At 62.3% G+C, this 26,390-nt stretch carries 31 protein-coding genes; 12 read left to right on the top strand and 19 right to left on the bottom strand.

Features of this window, described 5'->3' with window-relative positions:
* Window positions 1–44: 44 nt before the first annotated feature.
* On the top strand, window positions 45–257 hold the full coding sequence (locus tag AC2ETI_RS28970; RefSeq protein WP_021346022.1) for a hypothetical protein: 213 nt from the start codon (window positions 45–47) through the stop codon (window positions 255–257).
* Between the two features lie 8 nt (window positions 258–265).
* Here the strand turns inward: AC2ETI_RS28970 and AC2ETI_RS28965 are convergent, their stop codons facing one another.
* Complete coding sequence (locus AC2ETI_RS28965) at window positions 266–793, bottom strand: CinA family protein (protein ID WP_060939885.1); 528 nt, start codon at window positions 791–793, stop codon at window positions 266–268.
* A 77-nt stretch (window positions 794–870) separates the two neighbouring features.
* Window positions 871–2,019 (bottom strand): glutamate--cysteine ligase 2, encoded by a 1,149-nt coding sequence (locus AC2ETI_RS28960; protein ID WP_021346024.1) that lies wholly within the window; start codon window positions 2,017–2,019, stop codon window positions 871–873.
* Between the two features lie 160 nt (window positions 2,020–2,179).
* On the opposite strand from AC2ETI_RS28960, the gene AC2ETI_RS28955 reads away from it, so the two are divergent.
* Entirely contained in the window at window positions 2,180–2,485 is a 306-nt protein-coding gene (locus AC2ETI_RS28955) for a hypothetical protein (RefSeq protein ID WP_024487711.1), read from the top strand.
* Between the two features lie 57 nt (window positions 2,486–2,542).
* Here the strand turns inward: AC2ETI_RS28955 and AC2ETI_RS28950 are convergent, their stop codons facing one another.
* The 4 genes from AC2ETI_RS28950 to AC2ETI_RS28935 form a co-directional block, all read right to left on the bottom strand.
* Window positions 2,543–2,812, bottom strand: coding sequence for a DUF7218 family protein (locus tag AC2ETI_RS28950; RefSeq protein ID WP_020909642.1), 270 nt, complete (start codon window positions 2,810–2,812; stop codon window positions 2,543–2,545).
* A 46-nt stretch (window positions 2,813–2,858) separates the two neighbouring features.
* Window positions 2,859–5,027 (bottom strand): catalase, encoded by a 2,169-nt coding sequence (locus AC2ETI_RS28945; protein ID WP_483634730.1) that lies wholly within the window; start codon window positions 5,025–5,027, stop codon window positions 2,859–2,861.
* 143 nt (window positions 5,028–5,170) lie between these two features.
* Window positions 5,171–5,407 carry a microaggregate-binding protein 1 gene (gene mbp1, locus AC2ETI_RS28940; protein WP_003943084.1) on the bottom strand — a complete coding sequence of 79 codons (237 nt, stop codon included), beginning with the start codon at window positions 5,405–5,407 and terminating at the stop codon, window positions 5,171–5,173.
* A gap of 177 nt (window positions 5,408–5,584) precedes the next feature.
* Complete coding sequence (locus AC2ETI_RS28935; protein WP_232816830.1) at window positions 5,585–6,049, bottom strand: hypothetical protein; 465 nt, start codon at window positions 6,047–6,049, stop codon at window positions 5,585–5,587.
* A gap of 271 nt (window positions 6,050–6,320) precedes the next feature.
* On the opposite strand from AC2ETI_RS28935, the gene helR reads away from it, so the two are divergent.
* Complete coding sequence (gene helR / locus AC2ETI_RS28930) at window positions 6,321–8,543, top strand: RNA polymerase recycling motor ATPase HelR (protein ID WP_483634729.1); 2,223 nt, start codon at window positions 6,321–6,323, stop codon at window positions 8,541–8,543.
* Here helR and AC2ETI_RS28925 read toward each other — a convergent pair.
* Window positions 8,505–9,266 (bottom strand): IclR family transcriptional regulator, encoded by a 762-nt coding sequence (locus tag AC2ETI_RS28925; RefSeq protein ID WP_020909647.1) that lies wholly within the window; start codon window positions 9,264–9,266, stop codon window positions 8,505–8,507. The genes helR and AC2ETI_RS28925 overlap by 39 nt on opposite strands.
* A 69-nt stretch (window positions 9,267–9,335) precedes the next feature.
* Between AC2ETI_RS28925 and AC2ETI_RS28920 the strand changes: the two genes are divergently transcribed.
* The 4 genes from AC2ETI_RS28920 (at window position 9,336) to AC2ETI_RS28905 (ending at window position 12,821) form a co-directional block, all read left to right on the top strand.
* Window positions 9,336–10,163: a 2-keto-4-pentenoate hydratase gene (locus AC2ETI_RS28920; RefSeq protein ID WP_060939886.1), complete on the top strand. Its 828-nt coding sequence runs from the start codon at window positions 9,336–9,338 to the stop codon at window positions 10,161–10,163.
* A complete protein-coding gene (locus AC2ETI_RS28915; RefSeq protein ID WP_020909649.1) occupies window positions 10,160–11,104 on the top strand; it encodes an acetaldehyde dehydrogenase (acetylating) in 945 nt (314 codons plus the stop codon). Before AC2ETI_RS28920 ends, AC2ETI_RS28915 begins: the two co-directional genes overlap by 4 nt.
* Window positions 11,101–12,129 carry a 4-hydroxy-2-oxovalerate aldolase gene (dmpG, locus tag AC2ETI_RS28910; RefSeq protein ID WP_020909650.1) on the top strand — a complete coding sequence of 343 codons (1,029 nt, stop codon included), beginning with the start codon at window positions 11,101–11,103 and terminating at the stop codon, window positions 12,127–12,129. The genes AC2ETI_RS28915 and dmpG overlap by 4 nt, the downstream gene beginning before the upstream one ends.
* Window positions 12,130–12,359: 230 nt before the next feature.
* Window positions 12,360–12,821: a DUF6389 family protein gene (locus tag AC2ETI_RS28905; RefSeq protein ID WP_021346034.1), complete on the top strand. Its 462-nt coding sequence runs from the start codon at window positions 12,360–12,362 to the stop codon at window positions 12,819–12,821.
* 33 nt (window positions 12,822–12,854) lie between these two features.
* Here the strand turns inward: AC2ETI_RS28905 and AC2ETI_RS28900 are convergent, their stop codons facing one another.
* Together AC2ETI_RS28900 and AC2ETI_RS28895 are read right to left on the bottom strand one after the other, a co-directional pair.
* Window positions 12,855–13,349 carry a DinB family protein gene (locus AC2ETI_RS28900; protein WP_020909652.1) on the bottom strand — a complete coding sequence of 165 codons (495 nt, stop codon included), beginning with the start codon at window positions 13,347–13,349 and terminating at the stop codon, window positions 12,855–12,857.
* 132 nt (window positions 13,350–13,481) lie between these two features.
* The gene (locus AC2ETI_RS28895; protein WP_211918949.1) at window positions 13,482–13,976 is read right to left on the bottom strand and encodes a hypothetical protein; all 495 of its coding nucleotides are present in this window, start codon (window positions 13,974–13,976) and stop codon (window positions 13,482–13,484) included.
* A gap of 356 nt (window positions 13,977–14,332) precedes the next feature.
* Here AC2ETI_RS28895 and AC2ETI_RS28890 point away from each other — a divergent pair, with 356 nt between their 5' ends.
* Window positions 14,333–14,704 carry an SdpI family protein gene (locus tag AC2ETI_RS28890; protein WP_279163384.1) on the top strand — a complete coding sequence of 124 codons (372 nt, stop codon included), beginning with the start codon at window positions 14,333–14,335 and terminating at the stop codon, window positions 14,702–14,704.
* A gap of 44 nt (window positions 14,705–14,748) precedes the next feature.
* Here AC2ETI_RS28890 and AC2ETI_RS28885 read toward each other — a convergent pair whose 3' ends face one another.
* The 4 genes from AC2ETI_RS28885 to AC2ETI_RS28870 form a co-directional block, all read right to left on the bottom strand.
* Window positions 14,749–15,783 carry a MerR family transcriptional regulator gene (locus AC2ETI_RS28885; RefSeq protein WP_020909655.1) on the bottom strand — a complete coding sequence of 345 codons (1,035 nt, stop codon included), beginning with the start codon at window positions 15,781–15,783 and terminating at the stop codon, window positions 14,749–14,751.
* A gap of 13 nt (window positions 15,784–15,796) precedes the next feature.
* Complete coding sequence (locus AC2ETI_RS28880; RefSeq protein ID WP_173362682.1) at window positions 15,797–16,462, bottom strand: HEAT repeat domain-containing protein; 666 nt, start codon at window positions 16,460–16,462, stop codon at window positions 15,797–15,799.
* A gap of 82 nt (window positions 16,463–16,544) precedes the next feature.
* Window positions 16,545–17,015: a DUF2269 family protein gene (locus AC2ETI_RS28875; RefSeq protein ID WP_308371560.1), complete on the bottom strand. Its 471-nt coding sequence runs from the start codon at window positions 17,013–17,015 to the stop codon at window positions 16,545–16,547.
* A 34-nt stretch (window positions 17,016–17,049) separates the two neighbouring features.
* Window positions 17,050–17,724 carry a DJ-1/PfpI family protein gene (locus AC2ETI_RS28870; protein WP_029256648.1) on the bottom strand — a complete coding sequence of 225 codons (675 nt, stop codon included), beginning with the start codon at window positions 17,722–17,724 and terminating at the stop codon, window positions 17,050–17,052.
* Between the two features lie 205 nt (window positions 17,725–17,929).
* Here AC2ETI_RS28870 and AC2ETI_RS28865 point away from each other — a divergent pair, with 205 nt between their 5' ends.
* Window positions 17,930–18,874: a GlxA family transcriptional regulator gene (locus AC2ETI_RS28865; RefSeq protein ID WP_019745972.1), complete on the top strand. Its 945-nt coding sequence runs from the start codon at window positions 17,930–17,932 to the stop codon at window positions 18,872–18,874.
* A gap of 5 nt (window positions 18,875–18,879) precedes the next feature.
* Here AC2ETI_RS28865 and AC2ETI_RS28860 read toward each other — a convergent pair whose 3' ends face one another.
* A complete protein-coding gene (locus AC2ETI_RS28860) occupies window positions 18,880–19,551 on the bottom strand; it encodes a DNA alkylation repair protein (protein ID WP_151530722.1) in 672 nt (223 codons plus the stop codon).
* 155 nt (window positions 19,552–19,706) lie between these two features.
* Between AC2ETI_RS28860 and AC2ETI_RS28855 the strand changes: the two genes are divergently transcribed.
* Both AC2ETI_RS28855 and AC2ETI_RS28850 read left to right on the top strand, forming a co-directional pair.
* Entirely contained in the window at window positions 19,707–21,077 is a 1,371-nt protein-coding gene (locus AC2ETI_RS28855; protein ID WP_371326911.1) for an APC family permease, read from the top strand.
* A 25-nt stretch (window positions 21,078–21,102) separates the two neighbouring features.
* Entirely contained in the window at window positions 21,103–21,480 is a 378-nt protein-coding gene (locus AC2ETI_RS28850; protein ID WP_020971303.1) for a hypothetical protein, read from the top strand.
* 49 nt (window positions 21,481–21,529) lie between these two features.
* Here AC2ETI_RS28850 and AC2ETI_RS28845 read toward each other — a convergent pair whose 3' ends face one another.
* The 3 genes from AC2ETI_RS28845 to AC2ETI_RS28835 all read right to left on the bottom strand — a co-directional run bounded on the left by AC2ETI_RS28845 (window position 21,530) and on the right by AC2ETI_RS28835 (window position 23,878).
* A complete protein-coding gene (locus AC2ETI_RS28845; RefSeq protein ID WP_378669999.1) occupies window positions 21,530–22,234 on the bottom strand; it encodes an SDR family NAD(P)-dependent oxidoreductase in 705 nt (234 codons plus the stop codon).
* Between the two features lie 52 nt (window positions 22,235–22,286).
* Complete coding sequence (locus AC2ETI_RS28840) at window positions 22,287–23,168, bottom strand: MBL fold metallo-hydrolase (RefSeq protein WP_378670002.1); 882 nt, start codon at window positions 23,166–23,168, stop codon at window positions 22,287–22,289.
* A 128-nt stretch (window positions 23,169–23,296) separates the two neighbouring features.
* Window positions 23,297–23,878 carry a TetR/AcrR family transcriptional regulator gene (locus AC2ETI_RS28835; protein WP_020971305.1) on the bottom strand — a complete coding sequence of 194 codons (582 nt, stop codon included), beginning with the start codon at window positions 23,876–23,878 and terminating at the stop codon, window positions 23,297–23,299.
* 77 nt (window positions 23,879–23,955) lie between these two features.
* On the opposite strand from AC2ETI_RS28835, the gene AC2ETI_RS28830 reads away from it, so the two are divergent.
* Window positions 23,956–24,639, top strand: a complete 684-nt coding sequence (locus AC2ETI_RS28830; protein WP_019745979.1) for an SDR family oxidoreductase — start codon at window positions 23,956–23,958, stop codon at window positions 24,637–24,639.
* 25 nt (window positions 24,640–24,664) lie between these two features.
* Here AC2ETI_RS28830 and AC2ETI_RS28825 read toward each other — a convergent pair whose 3' ends face one another.
* Both AC2ETI_RS28825 and AC2ETI_RS28820 read right to left on the bottom strand, forming a co-directional pair.
* The gene (locus AC2ETI_RS28825) at window positions 24,665–25,069 is read right to left on the bottom strand and encodes a DUF4259 domain-containing protein (protein WP_029256654.1); all 405 of its coding nucleotides are present in this window, start codon (window positions 25,067–25,069) and stop codon (window positions 24,665–24,667) included.
* 109 nt (window positions 25,070–25,178) lie between these two features.
* Window positions 25,179–26,264 carry a PQQ-dependent sugar dehydrogenase gene (locus AC2ETI_RS28820; RefSeq protein WP_483634728.1) on the bottom strand — a complete coding sequence of 362 codons (1,086 nt, stop codon included), beginning with the start codon at window positions 26,262–26,264 and terminating at the stop codon, window positions 25,179–25,181.
* Between the last annotated feature and the right edge of the window lie 126 nt (window positions 26,265–26,390).

Raw genomic sequence — 26,390 nt, 5'->3', positions numbered from 1 at the left:
TGAGGACGGTTGCCGGAGGCGGATCTACCCGCAATAGTCGATGTATGGATCGGTACAAGATCACGATGCCCGACGGCTCCTCGACCGAGGAACCTTTCGACTCCGACAAGCAAGCAATCGCGTGCGCCGTGGATGCCAATCGAGGCGTCAGCAAGCACCTTGTAGTCGAGAAATACACGGCCGACGGCCGTCTGATTCCTACTGCTCAGGCTCCTGCGAAACACAAGGGACATCACAAGAATCGTTCGAACAGTTGAATTCTCGACTACACCACGCCTGTCGAACTTGGTGTGCGACGACCGGACGCGTGACGCAAAAGTAGACCGATCGCATGCTCGACGGTCGCCCCCAGGACAGCTTCGGGGTCACCTGAGAAAACCTGCTTCTCTGTTTCAGCGGTCCCATGATCGACGACTCCGAACCACACAGTTCCCGGTGGGACGTTCTCCTGGGTATCCGGACCGGCTTCGCCGGTGACCGCCAGTGCCAACGTCGCGCCGAACAGTGTGGCAGTGCTGTGTGCCATGACCCGAGCAGCGTCCTCGCAGACGACTGGGCCGTCAGGAACATGAAGAACGGAATGCTTGACCGCTCGGGTATATGCGACGATCCCGCCACAAAACCAGGAACCGGCGTTCGGCGCCTTTCCTAGATGTGCGGCGATGTTCCCGGCGGTCAACGATTCCGCCGTCGCCACCGACAGACCGTGTTCCTCTACTGCTGCAGCCAACTGCCTGCACATATCGTCAAGATCCTTGTCCGACGGAAGCTCGGGTCGTGGATCGCCATTCATATGTTGCTCCTCCTGCTGTCCGATCGGTGACCTCGATAAGAAATTGGAAGTCTTGGAATGCCAACACCAACCGTGCCCTACAGCTCACTGCCACCTTGTGAACTGCACCCTTCGAAAGTGCGTCGGGCGCACTCGTCGATCACATCGGCCACCCGTGACCGGCGTGCGAGTTGCCGGCGCTGCACGATCGCCCCGTTTCCGTTGCTGAAGACCTTGTCCAAGGAAGCCGTGACCTGCTCGAACTCTCCGAATGCGGTCAGAGCAGGTTCGACATGATCCACCAATCGCCGAACCGCCTGGTGTGCAGTCAGCAAGCGCACGGATTCCACGTCCAGCGACCTGCCGTCGAGTCCGTCGCGTGCTGCACGCCAGCAAGCCGCGCGGAGTAGCTCCTGATCGACGGCAGGCGCAACCTCACCTTTGGTGATCGCAGCGGATGCGGTGCCGACGAGTGCCTGCACCAGTGTGGCCAGAGTCATCGTCTCCTCCACGGTGGCGGGCACGTCGCTGATCCGAATCTCCACGGTGGGAAGGTGATCCGACATGCGCACGTCCCAATAGACCATGTGCGGATCGAGAATGACCCCCGTCTCCAGCATCGCTGCAACGGCATCTTCGTAGTGCCCCACGGACTCGAAGAAGGGTGGCGGACCCGAACTGGGCCATCTGCCGAACAGAACGTAACGCCAACTCGCATAACCGGTATCGCGCCCCTCGCTGATCGGGGAGTTCGCCGTCAATGCCAACAAAGTTGGTAACCATGGACGCAGATGATTGATGATCTGGACCGATCGTTCTCGATCTTCGACACCCACGTGAATGTGGCAACCGCACATCACACCTTCGGTGATTGCACCGAATTGACCGGCCATCCGTTGGTACCGCGACTTCTGCGTGATCTCGTCGACCGGTGGATCGTAGAAAGGCGTTCCGACAGCGATGAGTTGACATCCCACGCGGGCAGCGGCATCGGCGGTGAGGGCACGAGACTCACAGAGTTGGTCACGAAGGTCACGAATGTGGCTGCCGATCGAAGTAGAAGTCTCCACCTGACAACGTGTGAGTTCGAGTTGCAACGAGATACCGAGTTCTCGCCCGGCAGCAGCAACCTCGGAGTTGCGCAGACTGGGACGCCCAGTCTGCGGATCGCAGAGCAAAAACTCCTCCTCGACACCGAGAGTCGGTGTACCTACCGAGAATAGGTCAGGAGTCGGCTTCCCATTCATAGGCCTTCCTCGCACCGGTTTTCCTCCACACCCGATACTTCGAGCGTACGGCTTTCTCCGCACTTCGGCACTACTCCATCTGTTTCATTCACCCATCGATCGGGTAGTTGCCCTGTGAACCGACGACGAGCGAAGAATCGCAAGTCTTCATGAGCGAAGGATGGAGTGCGCCGTGACCAACATGAGCGGGAGTTCACCGGTAGATGACGAACACACCAATCGATCGCACGTCGGGGAGGCAATCAGCGACGGGCGCAACTATCCCGGATACCTGCTGATCGGGCTGGGTCTGGCAACACTCGGATTGACTTTGGTGGCAGCAGGTTACGGATTTCGCGGATGGGCAGTCATCGCCGGCGCGGTGTGCGTCGTGTCCTTCGTCGTCGGAACAGGGGCCATCTTGATGGAACACCGTCGGGTCAAGCGACTGGAAGGTCAGGAACTCTTCGATCAAGAAGGGCACTGAACCGAACGCTCGAGTTGTATTCTGCACAAGCAGAATACAACTCGAGCAGAATCCGGCTCAGTGATCGCGGAGTTTCTCGATCAGCTCACCCTTGTTCAGTTTCGAGTACCCGTGCAGATCGAGTTCCTTGGCGCGTTTCTTCAGATCGTCGACCGTCCACTCCTCGTACGGCGAAGATTGTCCGCCGGACTTGGCGACAGTCGACCGCCCTCGATTGGCGGCCGCATTGGAGATTCGAGCCGCCTTCTCCTTGGAATCGCCCTTCTCACGTAGCTCTTCGTAGAGTTCTTGATCCTTGAGTTGAGGTTGTGAGTCCTTGCGAGCCACTGTTTCGTCCCTTCACTCGTCTTCACTCCGACGGTGTGGCCGGCACTCAGGATGTGGGCGGCACCTCGAAACGCCCCCACACGCGGTGTGTCTTCAGAAGCTGAGCGAGTGAGGCGAGGGCTCCTTCCGCGTCAGCATCGACGACGACTCCCAATGCAGACTCGTCGATACCGGCGGCAGCCAGCGCACCCATGCTCTCACCCCAACCACCAATTGCCTTGCTGTGACGATACATTTCGTTCAGCAGAGTCTCCACCCGTGGATCCAACTTGCCCTCGCCGATCCGAGAAACGTCGCCGCTCAGCAGGATTGCATCGAATTCGATCGAACGAGCTGTGAGGTACGTTCGCTGCACCGTCACCGCGTCGTCACCGTCCCCGATGGTTCCGCCGTGCGGGCCGAGGATCAGCGGCACCATGCCGGCGTCGAAGATCTTGTCTCGAATGGCAACCACGGTGTCGAGATCGGAGTTCTCGTCGACCAGTAGCGCGATGATCCTTCCGTCGACGGGCCATTCCGCGCCAACCTGAGACAGTGCAGGGCTGGGCTCCGGATCACTCAACGGCTCCGTCGGTTCGGGAACCGGAAGGCCAAGCCCCCCTGCGACGATCGACACGAGGCCCGCGTCGATGTTCGCCAAGATGCTCAGATTCCGGGTCTTGATGTTCTCCTCGTAGCACTTGCCCAATTCGAAGGTATACGCCTGCGCGACGTGCTCCTGTTCGACAGGGGAGAGACTGCGATAGAAGAGTCGAGCTTGCGAGAAGTGATCGTCGAACGATGCCGGCGCCTGCCTCACCTTTCGCCCTGAAACTTCCTCGGGCACCTCGATATAGGCCGCACTGTCCGCCGAGGCCATGAACGGGCACCCACCGTCCAACGAATTGGGATGGTACGGCGCGACTCCGGTATGCACACCGTCCTGATGGAAGCCGTCGCGAAGCATGTCGTTGACAGGCGCGTGAGGACGGTTGATCGGAATCTGGTCGAAGTTGGGGCCACCGAGTCGCGTGATCTGGGTGTCGAGGTACGAGAACAAACGCGCCTGCAGGAGACGATCGTTGGTGATGTCGACGCCCGGAACCAAGTGGCCCGGATGGAATGCAACCTGCTCGGTCTCGGCGAAAAAGTTCGTCGGATTGGCGTCGAGTGTCATCGTTCCGATGACCTGAACCGGCGCGAGTTCTTCGGGCACGATCTTGGTGGGATCCAATAGATCTATGCCTTCGAACATTTCGTCTTCGGTATCAGGGAACACCTGCACGCCCAGATCCCAGGACGGATATGCGCCGGCCTCGATGGCGTCGGCAAGATCGCGTCGGTGGAAATCCGGATCCACACCGCCGGCGATCTGCGCTTCCTCCCACACGAGTGAATGCACTCCGGCGGCCGGCTTCCAGTGGAATTTCACCAGATTCGTATCGCCGTCGGCATTCACGAGCCTGAACGTGTGAATGCCGAAGCCCTCCATCATGCGATAGGAGCGCGGGATGCCTCGATCGGACATGTTCCACAATGTGTGCGCGGTGGCTTCGGTGTGCAGCGACACGAAATCCCAGAACGTGTCGTGCGCGCTCTGCGCCTGCGGAATCTCCCGGTCCGGGTGGGGTTTCGCGGCATGGATGATGTCTGGGAACTTGATTCCGTCCTGGATGAAGAACACCGGGATGTTGTTGCCCACCAAATCGAATACACCTTCGTCGGTGTAGAACTTGGTGGCGAAGCCGCGTGTGTCTCGGACGGTATCCGCCGAACCGCGTGAACCCAGAACTGTCGAGAAGCGTACGAATACCGGGGTTCTGGCACCTGAAGCGAACAACGAGGCTTTACAGATGTTTTCGGCTGCGCCATTCGCCAGGAACGTGCCGTGCGCGGCCGCCCCGCGGGCGTGGACGACACGCTCCGGAATTCGCTCGTGATCGAAGTGTGTGATCTTCTCACGCAGATGGTGATCCTGCAGAAGAGTCGGGCCCCGCTCGCCTGCGGTCAGTGAGTGGTCGGTCTCGTAAAGCCGTGTACCGGTGGCGGTGGTGAGGTACTCCCCCCGCTGGCCACGTCCATTTCCCTTCACCTTCTCTTCGGCACCCGCGACGGTACGCACCTCCGGCTGCCGCTGGTCGTCCTTGGGCGGCAACGGCTGTCGAGGCTTGACCGGTTCTTTCAGGTCCGGCGCTTTCGGGGCCGGTGCACCTGGGACGGACTGAGATGAAGGCATCGAACAGCTCCTCTTGATCGTCATGCTGGGCGCACGAATCTTGTTACGCCATAAGTAAGTAGAGATTTCAAACTGAACGCGGAGCCACGACTCACCCTCGGGCTGGGATCAATCCCAGGCCGAGGGTGACGAGTGCGTCAGGGCTATTGCTCGGACTTCTGTCGCGCTTCGTCTGCGGCCGCTTCGGCGCGAGCCTTCTCGGCTTCCGCCTCTTTCTTCGCGACTTCTCGCTGGCTTTCGGCCTTGTCCTGCTGGGCGCGGCCCTCTCGGGTCAAACTGTCGTTTCCGGAAACCGCACCAACGGCTTCCTTGGCCTTACCCTTGACGTCCTCTACTACGCCTTTGATTCCCTCGCTGGGACCGCTCTTGTCATCTGGCACGTCGACCCTCCAATACGTTTCGGATTCTCGCTCAGGGTTCCCACACAGACAGGACTCCCACACAGAAGGCCCTACCCCGTCGAAAATCGCATAAACATCCGTGCACCGACCAGGCGCAGACCATGACTCGTCGTAGCCGAACGACGAGGTCGTTCCTCGAGTAACGATCAACCGTTCTCAGAAACTGTTTACCGGGCACAGGAATTGGCGGGACTCGTTCCAGAAGGGGAAGAGATCGGTGGTGGTTGCCGCAGGATGGTCGATCTCGGCGAGAGTGTAGAAATCGAGAATCGTCCGACCAGCTGCGGCGCTGACCTCGCATGCTTGCAGGCTCAGCTTTGCCTCCGCCACGAAACCGATGCTGCGGGCGAAGGGACCGAGAGTTCCCGCATTGACGAAACTGTCGAGGTCTTGTCCCCACTGGTTGTAGTCCGACTGCAAAGCGAAGCTGCACGTTTCGCCGAACAACTCGCTGCAGGTGGTCGGCTTTCCGCCGATCGTGTGCACCGTATCGGCAAGCTCGTGTGAGGTGCTTTCGCGCGGAGATCCGGAAAGGAAAAGCAAGATGGCAACGGCCAAGGCAACCACCAGAAGGATGCTTGCGGCCGTTGCCAGTATCGCCTTCACAATCCCTCGATCCACGTAAGTTCATGAGGGCAACCGATTTTGGAACACCGGCCACTAGATTTGTACCCGTGGCGTTCAGGGTCCAAACATCGACCAGGCTGGGAGCCGTACGTCAGTCTGAGGGATCTGTTACAGGAACTGTGAGGGAGGATCAACACTCCCTTCCACTATCAATATATATCCCACTGGGGGCCTTGCGGCAAGGCCCGGGTAGTGCCGCAGAATGGCTCTTCCGATCCCGCACGACCGACTACGGGATCGGAACAGCCAGCGGAAGTGAGGGCACGTGCCAACCCAGGGATACGAAGAAGAACTGCGTTCCGAGCGGAACTATGTGGAGGGGCTCTACGCACGCCTCGATGCGGAGCGCGCCCGAGTCAAAGGCAGGTACAACACCGCTCTGCGCGGAAATGGCGAAGCACTCATGGAACGCGACGCCGAGGTGCGCGCACTTGCCAAAGAGGTGAAAAGGCTGGACGTAGCCGACAACGGACTGTGCTTCGGCCGGTTGGACTCGCTTTCGGGCGAGACCTCCTACATCGGCCGGATCGGCCTTCTCGATGCGGACAACGACTACGAACCGGTGCTGCTCGATTGGCGGGCGCCGGCGTCTCGCGCGTTCTACGTTGCCACCGCTGCCAACCCGGAGAACATGCGTCGACGCCGTCAGTTCCGCACCCGGAGTCGACGCGTGGTCGATTTCACCGACGAGGTACTCGGGCGCCCCGACGGCGTAGAACACGACACGCACAGCGATTCCGCCCTGCTCGCGGCAGTCAACGCACCCCGCGGTGAGGGAATGCGGGACATCGTGGCAACCATCCAGGCCGAACAGGACGACATCGTCCGACTCGAACACCCCGGGGTGCTGGTGATCGAAGGTGGCCCAGGTACCGGGAAAACCGTCGTCGCCTTGCACCGCGTCGCCTACCTGCTCTACACCCAGCGAGAGCGGATGGAACGTCACGGCGTTCTCGTGGTCGGGCCGAACCCGGCGTTCCTGAACCACATCGGCCGCGTACTGCCCTCGCTGGGAGAGTCCGACGTGGTGTTCATGACCACCGGTGATCTCGTTCCCGGTCTACGCGTCACCGCCGAGGACACTCCGGAGGCCGCTGGGCTCAAAGGTTCGCTGAAGATCCTGGACGTTCTCGGCGCAGCGATTGCCGATCACCAACGATTGCCCGAGAACCCACTGATGATCGAATTGGCGGACGTCACGGTGCGGATCGACACCGAAACCGCGGAGTGGGCCCGAGAAGAAGCCCGTTCGAGCGGACTCCCCCACAACGACGCACGCACTGTGTTCACCGAAATCCTCACCTGGGCGCTGACCGAACGGGCGATAGCGCGGATCGGCAAGGGGTGGTTGACACGCAGTGACCGTGAAGCCTGGGAGCAAGTGCGGACGGACCTGACCGCAGAGCTGGTGGAGAACAGCGCATTTACCGCGGCGCTCGACACGCTCTGGCCGATCCTGACTCCGAAAGAGCTATTGACACAGCTGTTTACTTCTCCCGCTCGACTACGCGCGGCAGGCGCGGACGAGAAGCTGCTTCGCCAGGACGGTGACGCCTGGACTGTCTCGGACGTTCCGTTACTCGACGAGTTGGTGGACATGCTCGGCCGGGACAAGCCCGTCGACCAGAGTGCCGAACGTGAACGCCGCGACGAGGCCGCGTATGCAGCGGGCGTGCTGGACATGATGATCAGCCGCGAGGATCTGATGGACGACGAGGATCACCTTCTCGCCCAGGACATGCTGTACGCCGAGGACCTGGCGGATCGTTTCGTCGAACGCGATACCCGGGAACTCGCCGAACGTGCTGCCGCTGACCGAGACTGGACGTACCGGCATATAGTGGTCGACGAGGCCCAAGAGCTGTCCGAGATGGACTGGCGAGTCCTGATGCGCCGTTGCCCAGACCGGTCTTTCACGGTGGTAGGCGATCTCGCGCAACGACGTTCACCCGCAGGTGCCCGCTCGTGGGCGACGATGATGGAGCCGTACGTCCCCGGCCGCTGGATCTACCGATCCCTGTCGGTGAACTACCGCACCCCTGCCGAGATCATGAGCGTCGCCGCCGCCCTGCTCGCCGAGTTCGCGCCGGACGTGCAGCCACCCGAGTCCGTCCGCGCCTGCGGGATCGCGCCGTGGTCCAGACAAATATTCGCCGACGAACTAGCCTCCGCCATCGACGAATTCAATCAGGACGAGGCCGGGCGCGAAGGTACGAGCATCGTCATCGGACCTGCGGACGTGCCGGGCGCTGTGCCTGTTTCAGAAACGAAGGGGCTGGAGTTCGATGCCGTGCTCGTCGTGGAACCGGAGCGAATCATCGCCGACGGCCCACGCGGCGCGTCGGAACTCTATGTCGCCCTCACCCGCGCAACCCAACGTCTCGGCGTCTTACACGAGGGGCCTTTGCCGCAGGCATTGACCGGGCTCGTCCAGGCCGGGACGGCCGGATCACCGCAGTCGTTCGCGGCGAGCGATGGTGCTGTGTAGGCCTTCGGCAGCGGCGCGAACGTAAGGCACTTGGCTCTCGGGAACGAAGCGACTGGTGGGACCGGTGACACTGATGGCGGCGACGGGTTTGTCGTTGGTCCCGAATACCGGCGCCGCAACGCACGCGAGACCCGGCGCTGATTCCTCGCGCTCGAACGCAATACCGGTCTCGACCACTCGGTTCAGTTGGGTATTGAGAATGCCGGGCGCAACGATCGTGTGCGGGGTGCGTCTGGTCATCGGTTCCGACAGCACCTCGCGACGAAATTCGTTGTCGGAGAATGCCAGGAGCGCCTTGCCGATTGCGGTGCAATACAGCGGTATCCGGCCACCGGTCCGGGACGGCGAGTTGGCTTGCCGGTGTCCGCCGATTTTCGCGACGTATACGACGTCGTGGCCGTCGCGGACCCCCAGGTGGACTGTCTCGTGGGTCCGCTCGTACAAGTCTTGGAGGAACGGCATCGCCATTTCCAGGAGGCTGCGTTCGAGGGAGGCGAGCATGCCGAGTTCGAAGAGGCCGCCGCTGAGCCGGTAGCCACCGTCGATACGGTCCAGTAGCCGGTTCGCGACCAGTTCGTTGGCCAGGCGGTGCACCGTTGCCTTGTGCAGTCCGGTCCGTTGGACCAGGGTGGCGAGAGGCAACACGTGGTCGTCAGCCCGGAAGGCACGCAGGATCGTCACCGCCTTGCCGAGCACGGTGTCGAGGTTTGCGCCGCCAGTCACCTGCCCAGCGTATCGCTGAGTGAGACAGTTCCCTGGCGCAATCTCGGCGCCACGGCGAAAGTAATGGCCATGAGCCAGCCCACGAATACCAGTACAGCGAGCGAGACGGACATCTCAGCTGCTGCTGACCGCCTCGCAGCCGCCATCGCGAGCGGTACTCCCTGCGCACCGGTGCGCGATCTGATCGGCGCCGACGATCTCGTCGCTGCCTACGCTGTCCAGCGCCGCGTCGATGAAATCCGTCGGCAGGCGGGTGCCGTCGTCGTAGGCCGCAAGATCGGCCTGACCTCGGTGGCAGTCCAGCAACAGCTGGGCGTCGACCAGCCCGACCTCGGCGTTCTGTACGCCGACATGGAGTTCCCTGCCGGCGGCACCATCCCCATGAGTCGTTTGATCCAGCCCAAGGTCGAAGCGGAAGTGGCCTTCGTACTCGGTGCCGACCTCGTGGACGGACCGCTGGACAGTGCGCAGGTGCGCGGCGCGATCGACTACGCCGTCGCAGCGATCGAGATCTGCGACAGCCGCATCGCGTCGTGGGACATCAAATTCGGTGACACCGTCGCCGACAATGCGTCCTCGGGCGTGTACGTCCTGGGAACCGAACGCCGCACCCTCGACGAGGTGGAACCCGCCGGCGTCGTCATGTCGATGTCCGTCGACGGCACCGAGGTGTCCACCGGCGTCGGAACCGCTTGCCTGGGCGATCCGATCGAAGCAGTCGTCTGGCTCGCCCGCACGGCACGCGAGTTGGGGCAGCCGCTGACGGCAGGCCAGGTGATCCTGTCCGGCGCACTCGGCCCCATGGCACCGGTCACCGCAGGCAACGAAGTCACCGTGACCGTCTCCGGGTTCGGTTCCGTCACCACCAGTTTTTCCAGCGAAGAGGACAACGCATGAGCAAGGTCAAGGTCGCGATCATCGGATCGGGCAACATCGGCACGGATCTGATGATCAAGGTGCTGCGCAACTCCGACTACCTGGAGATGGGCGCGATGGTCGGCATCGACCCGGCGTCGGACGGCCTCGCCCGCGCAGCGCGTCTGAACGTGCCGATCACGGCTGAAGGTGTCGAGGGTTTGATCGGTCTGCCGAACTTCGACGAGATCGAGATCGTCTTCGACGCCACCTCGGCAAAGGCTCACGTCGCCAACAACGCGCGGCTGGCTCCCCTCGGCAAGCGCATGATCGACCTGACGCCTGCCGCCATCGGCCCGTACGTCGTGCCGGCCGTCAACGCCGACGAGCACCTGGACGCACCCAACGTCAACATGGTGACGTGTGGTGGCCAGGCCACGATCCCGATGGTTGCGGCTGTTTCTCGAGTCGTCCCGGTGGCGTATGCGGAGATCGTCGCGTCCATCGCCTCCAAGTCCGCCGGTCCCGGAACGCGCGCCAACATCGACGAGTTCACCGAGACCACATCCGAGGCGATCGTGGCAGTCGGCGGCGCCCGCCGCGGCAAGGCCATCATCATCCTCAACCCCGCCGAGCCGCCGCTCATCATGCGCGACACGGTGTTCTGCCTCGTCGACGCCCCGGACCCGGCTGTTCACGAGGAGATCCGTCAGTCCATCGAGAAGATGGTCGGCGACGTCTCCGCCTATGTTCCGGGCTACCGCCTCAAGCAGGAAGTCCAGATCACCGAGATCCCGGCCGACCAGCCCGTCGAGACGTTGCTCGTCGACGGCAATCGCCCCACCCATCAGGTGTCGGTGTTCCTCGAGGTCGAGGGTGCTGCACACTACCTGCCTGCGTACGCCGGCAATCTCGACATCATGACGTCCGCCGGAATGCAGATCGCGGAGCGCATCGCCCAGCAGAAGGAAGCAACCAAGTGAGCAACCGCAAGATCTTCGTCCAGGACGTCACCCTTCGCGACGGCATGCACGCTGTCCGCCACCGTATTTCGCCCACCGACGTCAAGCGGATCGTCACAGCTCTCGATGCTGCCGGCGTCGACGCGATCGAAGTTGCACACGGTGACGGCCTCGCCGGCGGCTCGCTCAACTACGGCCCCGGCTCGAACACCGACTGGGAATGGATCGAAGCAGCGGCCGAGGTACTCGAGCACGCTCGTCTCACCACGCTGCTGCTTCCGGGTGTCGGCACGATCAGTGAACTCAAGCACGCTTACGACCTCGGTGTTCGCTCGGTTCGCGTTGCCACGCACTGCACCGAGGCCGACGTCTCCGCGCAGCACATCGAAACCGCCCGCGAGATCGGCATGGACGTCTCTGGCTTCCTGATGATGAGCCACATGGCGCCGGCCGAAGAACTGGCGAAGCAGGCCAAGCTGATGGAGTCGTACGGCGCGCACTGCGTCTACGTCACCGACTCGGGTGGACGTCTGGTGATGAACGACGTCGCGGATCGTGTTCGCGCATACCGCGACATCCTCGACGAGGGCACCGAAATCGGTATCCACGCGCATGAGAACCTGTCGCTCTCGGTTGCCAATTCCGTTGTCGCAGTGCAGAACGGCGTCACCCGCGTCGATGCTTCGCTTGCCGGTCACGGTGCCGGCGCCGGTAACTGCCCCCTCGAAGCCTTCATCGCCGTCGCGAACATCGAGGAGTGGGAGCACGGCTGCGACCTGTTCGCCTTACAGGATGCCGCCGACGACATCGTCCGTCCGCTGCAGGATCGGCCGGTCCGCGTCGATCGAGAGACCCTCACGCTCGGCTATGCCGGCGTGTACTCGAGCTTCCTGCGCCACGCCGAGGCCGCTTCGGAGCGCTACGGAATCGACGTTCGCACACTGCTTCTCGAAGCCGGCCGCCGCCGTCTGGTGGGTGGCCAGGAAGACATGATCGTCGACATTGCACTCACCCTTGCAGCGCAGGCAACAAAGGAAGCTGTCTGACGCGCTGCCGAGTTCGCTGATACCCGAGTCCCGCTCCCGTCTCCGGACGGGGGCGGGACTTGCCATTTCAGCCGAGAGAGCCCACCGACACGGCACTCGAAAAGCTGGCAAAGTTCGTCGCACGACATCTCTGTCGCTCAGGGTAGAAACTTCTCCGCTACAGACGAATTCAGGAAACCAGCTTCATCGATGCAAGACCTGCAGGGTGATACCTTCGATATGCTGAGCTCGTGGAACCTACCGAATACCGTGACGAATTGAGATCTGTCCTCGATACCGCGTCGGGGGTAGTGAGCGATCGACTGGCTGCGATCCACAACGCGGCAACCCCGCGCACCGAAGGGATCGTCATCGACGTCTCGCTCGACCAAGACGGCGAGGGAACATTCGGCGTCTGGGCACGATACGAGGGTCCCGACGCATTCAGTCTGAATCAGCAGATCGGTGACGAGAGAGAGCTATTCGGCGTGATCTGGGGCGAGGAGGGCTGGGAACCGCCGGTTCCGCATCGACCGCGAAAGTGGTCACGTGTGGAACTCGAGAAAGTGGTCGTCGGTGTCGTGGCCAAATGGATCGACGGGCTCATTCCCTCGACCGCCACCGAACTACCTTGGGAAGTAACGACTCCCGACGGAACTGTCGACGCTGTACTCGTGGGCCCAGAGATCAGCCGTGGACATTCGCCTCGATGAAAGCGCGGAAGCATCGGCGAACACGTTGCAGCGTCAGCGTCCGGTCGAACCGTCGATCAATTCGCGGAGGATGTCAGCGTGCCCGGCATGGCGTCCGGTCTCTTCGATCATGTGCACGAGCGCCCAGCGGACACTCGGAGCGGGTCGTTTCGCCCCCGGCCGCGGGACGGGCGCGGCAAGATCTGTGCATCCGTCGAGAACTGCGTTGGCGCGCTCGACCGTCTCGCGATAGCGACTGACGACACCGTCCACGCTGTCTTCCGATGACGGTTGAAACGTCGCTTTCCAATCCGTCACGTTTTCTGCAAGGAACATCGATCGTTCGACAAAGGTCAGATGATTGGCCAGCCCGAGCAAGGTTGTTCCCGACGGAACAATTGTGGTGCGCACCTGAGGTTCCGGAGCACCTTCGACCTTGGCGGCAATCGAATCACGGAGGTAGTCGAGAAACGCTCGTAGTGTGGCTGCCTCGCTATTCCCTGTCCGGGGTGGTGGGGCATCTCGGCGGCTGCGACGCGACGTTGCCATGGCGGTTCTCCTTCCTCGGCGAAGAACGATGAAGAGGCTTCATTCCTGGATGGGCAGAACCGATCCTTCCGAACTCACTCCGATCCCGCATCAAATTTTGCCGTTACAGCAAAGACAACTTGGTTGCCGGTGTCAGCGTGCCGAGTTCAGGTCGCGCACAAGTTGGGGTCTCCGCCACTTGCCGACCTCGAAAGGCCACCGCCGCAGCGGATAGGCGAGACGAGCCACGAAGTAATTGACGTACTCGACGACGCCGAAAGCCCACACCGCCACGACGCCCACCGCCGCGCCGGAGTGATCTGGTAACCAGATGACAACGCCGAGAAGAGCTATCGCCAACAAGAGAACATCGAGGACCCGAAACACGCGGTAAAGCGCTGCGAGGCGGGCCGGCATCGGCTCCAACTCGACCCAGCCCCGCGCAAGCAGCCAATAGACACCTGCTTGCACGAGGATCACAAGCAGTGGGGCCAGCGCCGACCACAACGCCGCGGAGTCTCGCGAACCTTCGAGCCGGGGCATCACGACACCGACCGCCACAGCGGCAAATACGGCCGCGGCAGCCAGTTCGCCGAGGCCGAGGCTCAGGTACCTGCGTCTCAAACTCTGTCGCCGTTGATCCACCACGTAAGAACCCTATCCGTTGATCACCATAGCTTGCCACGTGGTGGTCGGGCCGATTCTGCAGCGCGAGTGAGGAATACACTTCATCTCGACTTCGATCTCGAGCACCATAAGGCAGGTGGATCATCCTGGGACGTTCTCGCGGATCCGGTGGGAAACCTTTTCTGCGTGGGTGATCCGCACTAGGCCGGTCTGAAAGTCAGTCCGAGATCGAGTCTCACAGTCCATCCGACAAAGCGTGAAAATGCGTCACCCGAATAGCTGCACATGCATTCGTTGGCTTACAGTCGGGGTGTCCCGGCGGCACCCCAGACTGGAATGTCCGCTGCGTCAACATCTGCCGATTGGGGGCTGGACGGATGGAATCGCCTGACTTACTGGGTCTGACGGTCTCACTGACGTCGTCGACGCTTATCCTCGCGTTCGTTGCTGGGCTCATGCCGCGACTCGTCGGTGATGAACCGAATCCCGTTGTCGGCATACGGACCAAGTCGACGATCGCGAGTCCAGAGGCGTGGCAGTTGGCACATCAGAGTGCGCAGCCGCTTCTGCGCCGGACGATGTGGACTGCCGTAGCGGGACTGTGCATGCAGGTCGCCATCGGCGTCGTGACAGGTTTCGGATCTGTGGTGTCGGCTGTCACCTCAACAGTCGTGTTTCTTGCGGTGCTCCTTGTCCTGCTCTTTGCAGGAGTGAAGGGCAACGCCGCGGCGAAGTCGTTGCAGCGTTGACCGCCTGACCCCGCCGCTGTCAGACGCGCCTTGGATCTCGGCTTTCAGTCCCCGATACGCGGTCGTTCGCGCCGACGTGGTCCTCGATCGCGCATCTCTAGAATCGCTGCTGCCGTGGACGCGACCGTCTTGTCGTCGTCGTGGGTGATCCGGGCGAGCGCTTCGCGTGCTGCCGCGCCGGGAATCTCGGCGAGCGCCTGCGTAATTCGCAACCTCGTCGGGGCGTCGTCAGTGCCGTCGAGCCTTGCCTGCACGGCATCGACGACCTCACCGCTTGTCGGTGAGTGCTCCGCGAGAAGACCGAGCACCTCGCCTGCCTCGACGTCGCGGCGCCCGTCGGCGACCATCTCGAGGAGAGCGGGCATCGAGACAGCCTCTCCGCGGGATCCGAGGGCGAGAGCGGCGTCGGCGCGGACTATCGCGTCCGAATCATCGAGAGCTCGCTTCAGAGACCGAGTTGCTTCCTCGGTGTTGATCCCGGATATGGCCGACGTCGCGCGGCGTCGAACCTCGACGTCCTCCGATTCGAGCCCCTTCGTCAGACCTGCAAGGCCCGCACCTTCGGTCCTCGCCAACGCCCACTGCAACGCTCCCGCCACGTTGGCATCCCTCTCCGACAGGATGGCCTCGACGAGTGCGTCGACCGGCAATGCCGCATTCGCGTCCTGCGAGAGGATCGCTTGCTGACGGTGGGCGGCGAACTCGGATTCGAGTGCACGCAACAGCGAGACCATGCGCAGGACGTCGTCCCACTCCGAAGGGGCGGTGGCGTCGACCCTTTCGAGTTTGGTCAGCAATTCCTCCTCCGCCGCGATCCGTTGCCGAGTGTGTTGCATGAGTTCACCCACCAAATCGGCCGGTGCGAAGTCTGGTTCGTCGAGGGCACGCTTGGCCTCGTTCAACGAGAGCCCCAATGTCCTCAGGCTCTCGACGTGGAAGAGGCGACGGATGTCGTCAGCGGAGTACTCGCGGTAGCCACCGGACGTGCGGCCCGTCGGCTTCACCAGCCCCAAAGTGTCGTAGTGACGCAGCATCCGTGTGCTGACACCACAACGCCGCGAGACCTCGCCGATCAACATCCGTCTCCCCTTCCTACGCGTCCGGTCCGATTGCGGCGACGCGCTTCGCCAACTCGTGTGAGAGAGCGAATCCACCGTCGGGATCGTGCCAGAGTTGCTTTGTAGCATCAGCATGCGCTCGGACACGCGGATTCGGGCTCGTACCGGCCGCGTCGAGCACCAGGAGCACAGCCTCGCCGAGCCCGGTCAGGGCGCGGCTCAGACTGAGCTGCATCTGCAGTTCACCCCGACCGAGTTCTGTGGCCAGATCGGCCGCGAGTGCGCCCTCGTCTCCCGCCGGCACGAGAGCCACAGCCGCGCGCCACGCACTGCGCGCAACCTCGTCGTCCTGGTCGTGGACGAGCGCGGAGACCTCGGGCCACGCGATCGGATCGCCGATCTTGGACAAAGTGTGGAGCGCCTGACTGCGGGCTTGCGAGCCATCAGACCCGAGCTCACGGATCAGCCTCGGCACCGTGATTTCGGCCGGCAAGCGGCACAACGCCCAGGTCAGCATGTCGCGGACGAAGAAGTCCGGCTCGACGGCGCACCGATCGATCAGGGCATCCGTCAACTGAGGATCCGGGCGTGTGCCGACCGCAAGCGCGGCGCGCAGTCGAACCGAGGGATCTGCTGCGGCCAAGGCGTCGACGAGGTGAGCATGCTGCCCACCGTGGTTGGTTGTGTTCACGACAACCACCTCCTTCACCGACCAGTGGAACCCTTGTCACTGTGTCAAGGTCAAGCGTCACTACCTCCGACACGTGAAATGTCGCCTCGGATCACACGCCGGTTGTCGATCCTGGCCGAAAGATCATCAGCACGACGACAACGACCCAGAGCAGATTGAAGATTCCCGTCGCAGTGCCCAGCCGACGCGTGAGCCGCGTTGCGACGTCCACAACGGACCCGGTTCCTTCGATCGCCGCCATTGTCAGCCGTTGGGCGGGAAGCACGACCGCGGTGAGTATCACGGCGGCAACGACGGTGAGTGCGATCGAGGTGAGGATCCACAGGTCACCGAGCACTCCGAGATTGACGGCGGTGGCGACACCGAGCATCGGAACGACAATGCCGATCGTGGCATACACCCGAACGATGCGATGCAGCATGCCCGTCGTCGCAACACTGGCGCTGTCCGGATCGGCGAGCGCGGCGCGGCTCGCCACCGGGAACATACTCGCTGCCACAGCGACAGGGCCGATGGCAAGAATGGCCGCAATCACATGGAGGGACAGCAGGATTCCGGTCATGAGATTTCTCGCGTTTCGGTACGCACAAGCGTATTCACGCGGCGTCCGGGGCGAAGGTGACTACAGGCTCGGCGCCCTTCGCCGACCACACCGTTCCTCGACGCTCGTAGTCGAAGAGCGCTTCGACCTCGAGACTTATCCGAGGCCCGAGGCATCGTTCCAACAGGTACAGGCCCAGGTCGAGACCGGATGTCACACCGCCGGCGGTGATCAGGTCACCGTCGTCGACGATTCGCGCCTGGATCGGAATTACACCGCCCGCCGCCAGTGCGTCCACGGCAAGATGGTGCGTCACGGCGCGGCGCCCTTCGAGAAGCCCCGCCATCGCCAGCGCCAATGATCCTCCACAGACGGTCGCAACGAGCACACCAGGATCGTCGAGTGCACGGCGCATCATGACAGGCAGTTCGGTTTCCGTTGTGGCCGCGAGTCTTTCCGGCAAGCTGGAACCCGGCTGGTCCGCATTGGGTTCGAAGAGACCCGATGCTCCGGGAACGATGATCAGATCCGCGTGTTCGACATCGAGGGTTGCAGTGGCGGTCATAGCGAGTTCACCACTGCCGCTCACGACGGTCCGAGGCCCCTCCGCGCTGACGAGTTCGACGCTCAACGCCCCACCGCTGGCGAGACCCCCGGCGTAAAGCACCTCGTACGGACCCACGACATCCATGGGATCGAATCCGTCGAACAACACGATCTGCGCGTGCACTGCAACCTCCGATTTTGTGCGACGCGCTCCTGTGCACGTCGCTGTTCCCACGACAGTAGGAGGAAGTTGACCTCTATGGCGACGGCTGAAAGCCAACCTTCGACGGCTTTCAGCCAACCTCACGCATTCTGTGAAATACCAGTTGAGAGGATATTTCAAGACACGAGATCACCGAATCTCGCGCCACATACGCTACGTTTCAGACATGCATGACGTTGCAGTTCTCGCGTTGCCCGGGGTGGTGCCGATGGACCTGGCGGCACCCCTCGAAGTCTTCGGACGATGCAGGCTCCCCTCAGGTGCACCGGCGTACCGGACCTCCGTGTGCGCGCTCACCGAGGAGGTGGAGACCGGAACGTTCACGATGCGAGTACCGCACGGACTGTCACGTCTCGCCCAGGCAAGCACGATCATCATCCCGGGCACCGCCGATCTCGACGTGCCGATCGACCCCGAGATCATCGACGCCCTCAGAACTGCCGCGGATCGCGGCACGCGCATCGCCTCACTGTGCGTCGGTGCATTCACACTCGCCGACACAGGCTTGCTCGACGGACTTCGCGCGACGACGCACTGGGCGGCTGCGTCGGAGTTGGCCCGCCGGCACCCGGCCATCGACGTCGATGCCGCTGTTCTCTACGTAGACAACGGGCACGTCCTGACTTCCGCCGGCGCCGCGGCCGCACTCGACCTGTGTCTGTACATGGTCCGTCAGGACTACGGGTCCGCGGTCGCCGCCGACACGGCGCGGCTGAGCGTGATGCCGCTCGAACGTGCCGGAGGGCAAGCACAATTCATCGTCCACGAACCTCCCGTGCCCAGCGGGACAACCCTTCGGCCGCTACTGAACTGGATGGAAGAGAACCTCGGGGAGCAACTCGACATCACGACAATCGCAGCCAAGGCAACGATGAGCACTCGCACGCTCAACCGCCGCTTCCAGGAACAAATCGGTACGACGCCGTTGCAGTGGCTCCATCACGCGCGGCTCCGTCAAGCGCAATTTCTGCTCGAGACCACCGACCACTCCATCGAACGTGTTGCGGGACAAGTCGGATTCAATGCCGTCACCACGTTCCGCGAACGCTTCCGAGACTTGGTCGGCACCAGTCCACAGCGATACCGGACGCAGTTTCGAACGTCGCGCTAGCTGACCTACTTCTCGCTCTGTCGACGCACCATCTCCGAGATCCAGATCGGCGCAAACGGCGAGGTGCAGTTCGGGGGAGTCGGGTAGTCCTCGAGCACCCGCAGACGTTCACCGATGTCGATTGCACGGGCCCGGTACTCGGCATGTTCGATCCCGATCTGGGCCAGGCAGTGGTTCATCGCCCATTGCAGGCGATCAGGGGCATCCTTCATCTCCGCCTCGATGACGTCGAGCAATCCTGAAAGATCAAGGCCCTCGGGCTTCTTCGCTACTCGCTCGGTAGTCAGGGCCCAACCGGCGCTCGCAACCACGGGATCGGAGTCGGCGGTCCAGGCCACCCGCAAATCCTCCGCGTGCGGGTTCTTCTTCACCACGTAGTTGACGAGCCAGTCATGCACCTTGGGAGTACGAGCCTCACGCAACATGACGTCCAACTCGTCACGCTCGAACGCCTTCGGACGACAGATCAAGAGGGCAAGCAGCCTCGCTGCGGTATCGCCCGTCGCCCAAAGTTGTTGTGCAAGTTCTTGCTGAGTCTTCAGTCGCTTCGCGACTGCCCGCAGTTTTGTCAGGTTCACACCGTGATCGTCACCGTGCTTCTCGTTCACTGCGCGCACCTTCGGATCCTCGAGCGCAGCCAACTCGTCCATCACCTCGGCAACCGTCGATTCAGCCACGTCATCCTCCAGTCACTACTTCTGCGATTCACCTACTGGCAAGTCACCTACAAGGAAAGCACGGGACGGCACGCGCCGACGCATCCACGTCCGACCCGTGTTTGAAACTTCGACCAATGGGTACATGTCTGCTCCTGAGGTGGCGGCACGTCACCATGAAGACAGGACGAACCTTGCATATGCGACGCGCCGCGGGTGCCGAGAACGTGGACGAAACCGCAGGCGGAGATGAAGGCGGGAGTAAGAACGTTCTCACTCGGGCTATAACCGGCCCACTCCTTTTCGTGTTCATCCTCGGAGACGTCCTGGGCGCCGGTATCTACGCATTGGTGGGCGTCATCGCCGGTGAAGTTGGTGGAGCCGTCTGGGTACCACTGCTCGTAGCGCTCGTCATGGCATTGCTGACAGCAACGTCGTATGCCGAACTGGTCACCAAATATCCGCGGGCGGGCGGTGCAGCAGTATTCGCCCAACGGGCGTATCGGAAACCGCTGATCTCATTCCTCGTCGGCTTCTCGATGCTGGCGGCCGGTGTCACGAGTGCAGCAGGACTCGCCCTCGCATTCTCGGGTGACTATCTCAAAGCCTTCATCGACGTCCCGACCGTTCCAGCCGCGCTCGTCTTCCTCCTCCTGGTGGGGCTTCTCAATGCCAGAGGCATCAAGGAGTCGATGCGCGCAAATGTCGTCATGACAGTCGTGGAGGTCACCGGCCTCGTCATGGTTGTCGTCCTCGCCTGCGTAGTTCTCGGGCACGGCGACGGAACCTTGAGCCGTGTCGTGGAGTTCGACGACAGTCGATCGCCTGCACTCGCCGTGTTGGCAGCGGCGCTCCTCGCGTACTACTCGTTCGTCGGCTTCGAAACGTCGGCGAACGTCGCCGAAGAAGTGAAGAACGTGAGCAAGGTCTACCCACGCGCACTGTTCGGAGCCCTGTTGACGGCGGGCGCCGCCTATGTCCTTGTCGGCCTGGCTGTCTCGGTGGTGCTGCCCGCCGACGAGCTCGCCGCGTCCTCAGGCCCCTTACTGGCAGTGGTGTCAGCCGCCGACGTCGGTGTTCCGCCTCGCCTGTTCAGCCTGATCGCTTTGGTAGCCGTCGCCAACGGCGCACTGCTGACAATGATCATGGCAAGCAGGCTGACGTACGGAATGGCGTCGGAAGGGTTGCTCCCCAGCGCATTCGCGCGCGTGCTGCCGCGGCGCCGGACCCCTTGGGTGGCGATCATCGCAACCACAGCCGTTGCCATGGCTCTCTGCGTCACCGGATCGTTGTCAGCCCTGGCAGAGACGGTGGTACTCCTGCTGCTTTTCGTATTCATCAGCACCAATATCGCGGTCCTGGTTCTGCGTCGTGACGCAGTGCAACACAGTCATTTCCGGACACCGATCATCTTTCCGATCCTCGCCCTCGGTACGTGCGTTGCGTTGCTCACCCAGCAGAGCGCCGCAACGTGGTTGCGCGCATCATTACTCTTGGCGGTCGGAGTAGTGCTGTACGCCCTCTCCCGCCGTCGATCCACGAAGTAAGGTGCGATGTTCGAAAGGGGGTGTGATGACCGACAGTTCTGACACACCAGATGTAATTCAGCGTCGAGAGCGAAAGATCAACAGGCGAACCCTGACGTACGGCCTGTCCGTCGTTCTGGCTACCGCGGCACTGGTTGTCGCGATCGTCTGGTTGGGCTCCCGGCGGGGCGAATGCTTCGGTACCGACACCTTGCTGTGCTCACAGAAAGATCGCCGACTGGCCGTCTTCGTCCCGAGCCTCATGCTGCTACTCGGCTCCGTGGGCGCGTTCTTGCGAGCCTCCCTGCGATTGCACCGTCTGCGGCGCCTCTACATCCGGCCGTACATGGCGTGGCTCCTGACGGGGCTCACCCTGGTGTACCTGGCGGGAGCCTTCATCTTTATCGAGGGCAATATTCTCTGAATACATCTGTTCGGCAATCGGATTCACAGACCGAAGCGGTAGCTGTCGTTCAGAATCGTGTGTCGTCGATGGCAGTAAGGACCACTTCTCGAACCGATGACGAAGACGACAGATTCGAGATGGAGCGCACGGTATCCACGACGTCGTGCACGGGAACCAGAGACCCATCTCCGCGGGCGGCAGCGATGTCTCGGGACACATCGAGTCCATCTTCCGTGTTGAGATATCCGAGGTGAAGGACCGTCACTGCGAGTCGGTCCTTCCGGTAGCCCTCTCTCAAGGCGTCGGCAATGCCGTTGATCGCGGACTTCGATGCGCCGAACGCAACTTCCGGCCTACCGCTTCGCGGGAGCCCCGAGGTCGAACCGGTCAAGAAAATCCGAGGCCCAGGACGCCCGATCATCCGTGGGATCAGGCGCTTCGACAAAAGGATCGTGCCGGTGATGTTGGCGTTGATCATTTCCAGCATTTCGACGTCCGATTGATCTGTGAACACATAATCGGAAGTGAAGGCGTCCCCTTCCCAAATTCCGACGTTGCAAATCAGGGTGTCCACCCCTCCGACAAGCTCCTGGTCGATCGAGTTCGCTGCCGCAACAGGGTCGGTCAGATCTGCTTCGATCCACTCGGAGACGTCGAACCCGTCAGGGCGCCGACGAGAAATACCGACAACGTCGTGACCATCGCTCCTCAAGCCCTCGATCAATGCACGACCAAGTCCCCGGCTCGCGCCGACAACAACTACCCTCGCCACAATTACACCCTTCTGCCCGCTCTGTTCACATCCAATGGATGACACGACACATTCATGCACGCCGAAATACGTTGCCCTCGAGCGTGACAACGGCACCGGCCGCCACGAGCCGCTGAAGGTGCAGCTGCGCAGTTCGTCGTTCGACTGCATCGACGTACGGCGCGGTGACGTGCGGACGGTAGACGAGGCGATGCGCGACGATGTCTTCCAACTGCCTTGGTTCACCGAGAAATTGGACGAGTCTTTCTTCGCGGCTGAGCAGTTTGTCGCGGTAGGCGGTCAACCGGCGACGGAACTCGTCGCTGCCTTCGACGACGCCCTTTTGATGGAAGGTGCCGTACCACCGAGCGTCGATGCCCGCGGCGCGGTCGATGGAGGCAAGGAAGTCGTCGACGCTACTGCCCAGGTCGCCGTACATCGGGCCGAAGGAGGTGAGATCGATGTCGGCGACATAGAAGAAGCCGTCGGGCTCGACGAGGAGGCCACAATGTCCGGGAGTGTGACCAGGTAGGTGAATGACCGTCGCCGTGCGGTCTCCGAGGTCGAAGACGTGGCCGTCGGCGATCCCGGAAACGTCATCGTGCGTCGGGGGAATGCCGTACTGCGCTGCTATTGAATGTTCGACCTCAGCTCGCTCCTCGGGGCGGAGGCCGTAATTTGTGAGCATCGTGTCAAGGGAGGCGACCGACGGTGCGTCGAGGTTGTGCGCGTACGTCGGTGCTTGAAAATGCCGGAGACCGGCAACGTGGTCCTCGTGGCCGTGACTGATGAAGACGAGGTCTGCGCCAACGGGATCTCGGTCGAGGGAGAGGGACGGGTCGATCACCAGCGTGCGTTCGGATCCGTGCACGACCACGGTGTTTCCGAAGGGGACGGTCCCACCGTTCTCTGGTACCAGCACCGAGACTTTGCCAAATTCTGTGGGTGTGAACATCTCTCGCTTCTCCCTGCGGCCATCGGGTAGTGAAGTTGCAGATCTCGAAGCAATCGAAGGTATCGCTGACAGAGACCTCAGCCAGTATGCATGGCCGGGTCAGCGGGCCGTACGCGGATCATCCTGGACTACCCGGTGAGCTCTTCACGAGCAGCGACAAGGACTTCCTCGGAGAGGGACGATCCCTTGGTGGCTCGCGAGAGGACCAGAGCGCCGATCATGGTCGAGAGACGCACGAGCCCGTCATGCTCCTCATCCGCGAGCGCCTTGGCAAAATCACCGACCCCCTCGACATACACCCGACGGGCCTCACTGTCTGCCGGCTCGCGTGCCATGTCGGCGGCGAGTGCAGCAGCGGGACATCCGTCTGCCGGATTGTCGCGATGCTCCACGGAGAGGTAGTTGTCGATCAGGGCTTGTCGAGCCTCGTCACGCTGCCCAGCGTGCCTTTCGAGACCTGCTGCGTGCAGCTGCGCCAGTTCAGCGAAGGCATGGGTGGTCGCTTCGTCGATGAGCGCGTCCTTGGACGCGAACTGCTTGTAGAAACCACCGTGGGTCAGCCCCGACGCCTTCATCAAGTCGGCGACGCTGAGGTGAGTGCCCTTCTCTCGGAACAGACGAGCTGCGGTTTCCACGACGCGCCGACGGTTCTCTTCCGCTTGTTGCTGCGATACGCGGCCCATCACAACGCCTTCCAGTTTGGATTTCACTTGACATCTATCCTAGCCCACACTTAGATTTGATTCATAATCTAAATGTCACCGACAGTCACAACCCTGGGAGAATCATGGACCTGAACAAGACGGTTGCGGTCGTCACCGGAGCCAATCGCGGACTCGGCCGCCATCTGGCAGCAGGGCTCGTCGAGCGCGGCGCGAAGGTGTACGCGGCTGCCCGCAATCCGGAAACTGTCGATCTGCCCGGCGTCATCCCCCTGAGGTTGGACGTGACGGACGCCGAATCGATCACCGCCGCAGCGCAAATCGCATCGGATGTGACCTTGGTGGTCAACAACGCCGGAATCTCTACCTCGGCACCCTTGATCGGGGGCGACATCGATGACGTTCGCCGCGAGATGGACGTCAATTTCTACGGCCCGCTTGCCGTGACCCGGGCGTTTGCTCCGGTCGTCGAAAACAACGGAGGCGGAACAGTACTCAATGTTCTTTCGGTGCTGTCCTGGTTCCATCCGGCTGCGCTCGGGTCTTACGCGTCATCGAAGGCAGCGGCGTGGGCGATGACCGACGCCGTTCGAGAAGAACTGGCGCCGCGGGGAATCGCCGTCTCGGCACTGCACGTTGCATACATGGATACCGACATGGCTGCGGGCGTACCGGCCGAACAGAAGATCGCTCCGGCCGATGTCGCCGCGCAGGCCCTGGACGGCATCGAACGTGGGCTGGCTGAGATCCTCGCCGACGACACCACCCGGTATGTCAAGGGGAGTCTGTCGTCTTCGAACTCCGAGTAACCAAGGGACTGTTGACGAGTGACACTCATCCCACCGTTTTGAGACTCGCCAATCTGCCCAGGATCGGTGCCCGCCAAGCCGCGAGGTCTTCCGGACCGTTTTCTTCCCACAACTCGTACAACTCCGACGTGTCGCTGTCTGCGACGGCACGCTCGAGTGCGGTGAGAACCCATGCCTTCTGCTCCGGACTCAAGCTTCCGGCGTACCCGGCGGCATCAATCTCGGCCAGCTGCACAGGCGCCGGAGCAACCCCGTGCGCAACCGCAAGGATCTCGGCGACGGCAATAGCTGTTTGAGCATCATCGGCATCGAGGTAGCCGTCGTCGGGGTGGCGTGCGTAATCGTCGATATCGTAGTCACCCGCCTGTACCGCGCTGAGCAGGTCGCCCGCTACGTCGTTGTCGAAAGGTCCTGAACCCCAAGTCCCCATGCTGTCTCTCCGATCCGTACCCGCGTCATCTGTCGTAACGATATTAGTGAATCACCGGCTTCGGCAAGGATCCTCGGGCTGGAAGTACTGCGTTCGCCGGAAATCGACATCAGCGCAACGGCACGCGAATGATGCGGTCATCACCGGGGTTGGGGTCGCCGCGTCCGTCGGTGTTGTTCGTCAGTATCCACAGCGACCCGTCCGCTGCGACTACAACATCACGGAGGCGCCCGTATTCGTCGACGAATTGCTCGTCGGCGGTCGCGGGATCGGTCAAGGGCACCGTGCGGAGTCGCTCACCACGAAGATTGGCGATGTAGATCGTGCCGTCGTGGATGGCGATTCCGCTGGGACTGGCATCGTCAGGTGGCCATTGTTGGAGCGGGTCGATGAATCCGTCTTCACCCGCAATCCCTTCGACCTCGGGCCACCCGTAGTTTCCGCCTGCTTCGATCTTGTTGAGCTCGTCCCAGGTGTCCTGCCCGAACTCGCTGGCGTACATCGTGCCGTCCCCTGCCCAGTCAATGCCCTGGGAGTTGCGGTGGCCGTAGCTGTAGACAAACGAGTTCGAAAATGGATTTTCTAGCGGCACATCGCCATCCGGAGTCATTCGAAGTATTTTCCCGGACATCGAGTCGAGGTCCTGAGCTCTGTCTCGACTACCGGCATCACCGACGGTCACGTACAGCATCCCGTCCGGGCCGAACGCGATGCGACCACCGTTGTGGTAGTTGGCCGAAGCGAGCCCGTCGAGAATCGTCTCGGCCGGCCCGAGCGCGAATTCCCCCGGAGCACCGATGATGTCGAAGCGTTCGATCCGGTTCTCCCCGTTCGCGGTGAAGTACGCGTACAGGCGGTTTTCACGTACTGCGATCCCTAGTAAACCGCCCTCGCCCCTGGGGCTGACGCCGTCGACGACTCCCACCTCGCGGCTGTTTCCGCCGGCGTCGAGTTCGAGGATTCGCGCGCTGTCGCGCTCACTGACAAGTGGTGTGTCGCCGTGGAATGCGATCGACCAGGGCGCGTCCAAGCCGTCGGTGACGGTCTCGGGTTCACCGACGGCCGCGGCGGGCGCCGATCGTGTTGTCGTGCTTGCCTGCGGACGGGGCCCTTCAGGATCCTCGCTACCGCAGGCCGTCAGGAAGGCCGAGACGAGCACGGCGGCGCCCAGTCCTCGGATCTGTCGTCGTGTCATGGGCGCGTCTCCCGGGTTCAGGCAGTCTTTGCGCCGACGGTAGCGCGCAATCGGCCACACCGGGAGTCCCTTCGAGTACCCCCAACGACCGGGACTCCCTCGCAGGCGATGGGCGTGATGCCCTGG

The sequence above is a fragment of the Rhodococcus sp. MurmanLake-1 genome (assembly GCF_056945715.1).
This window is presented reverse-complemented; position numbering and strand designations above follow the sequence as displayed.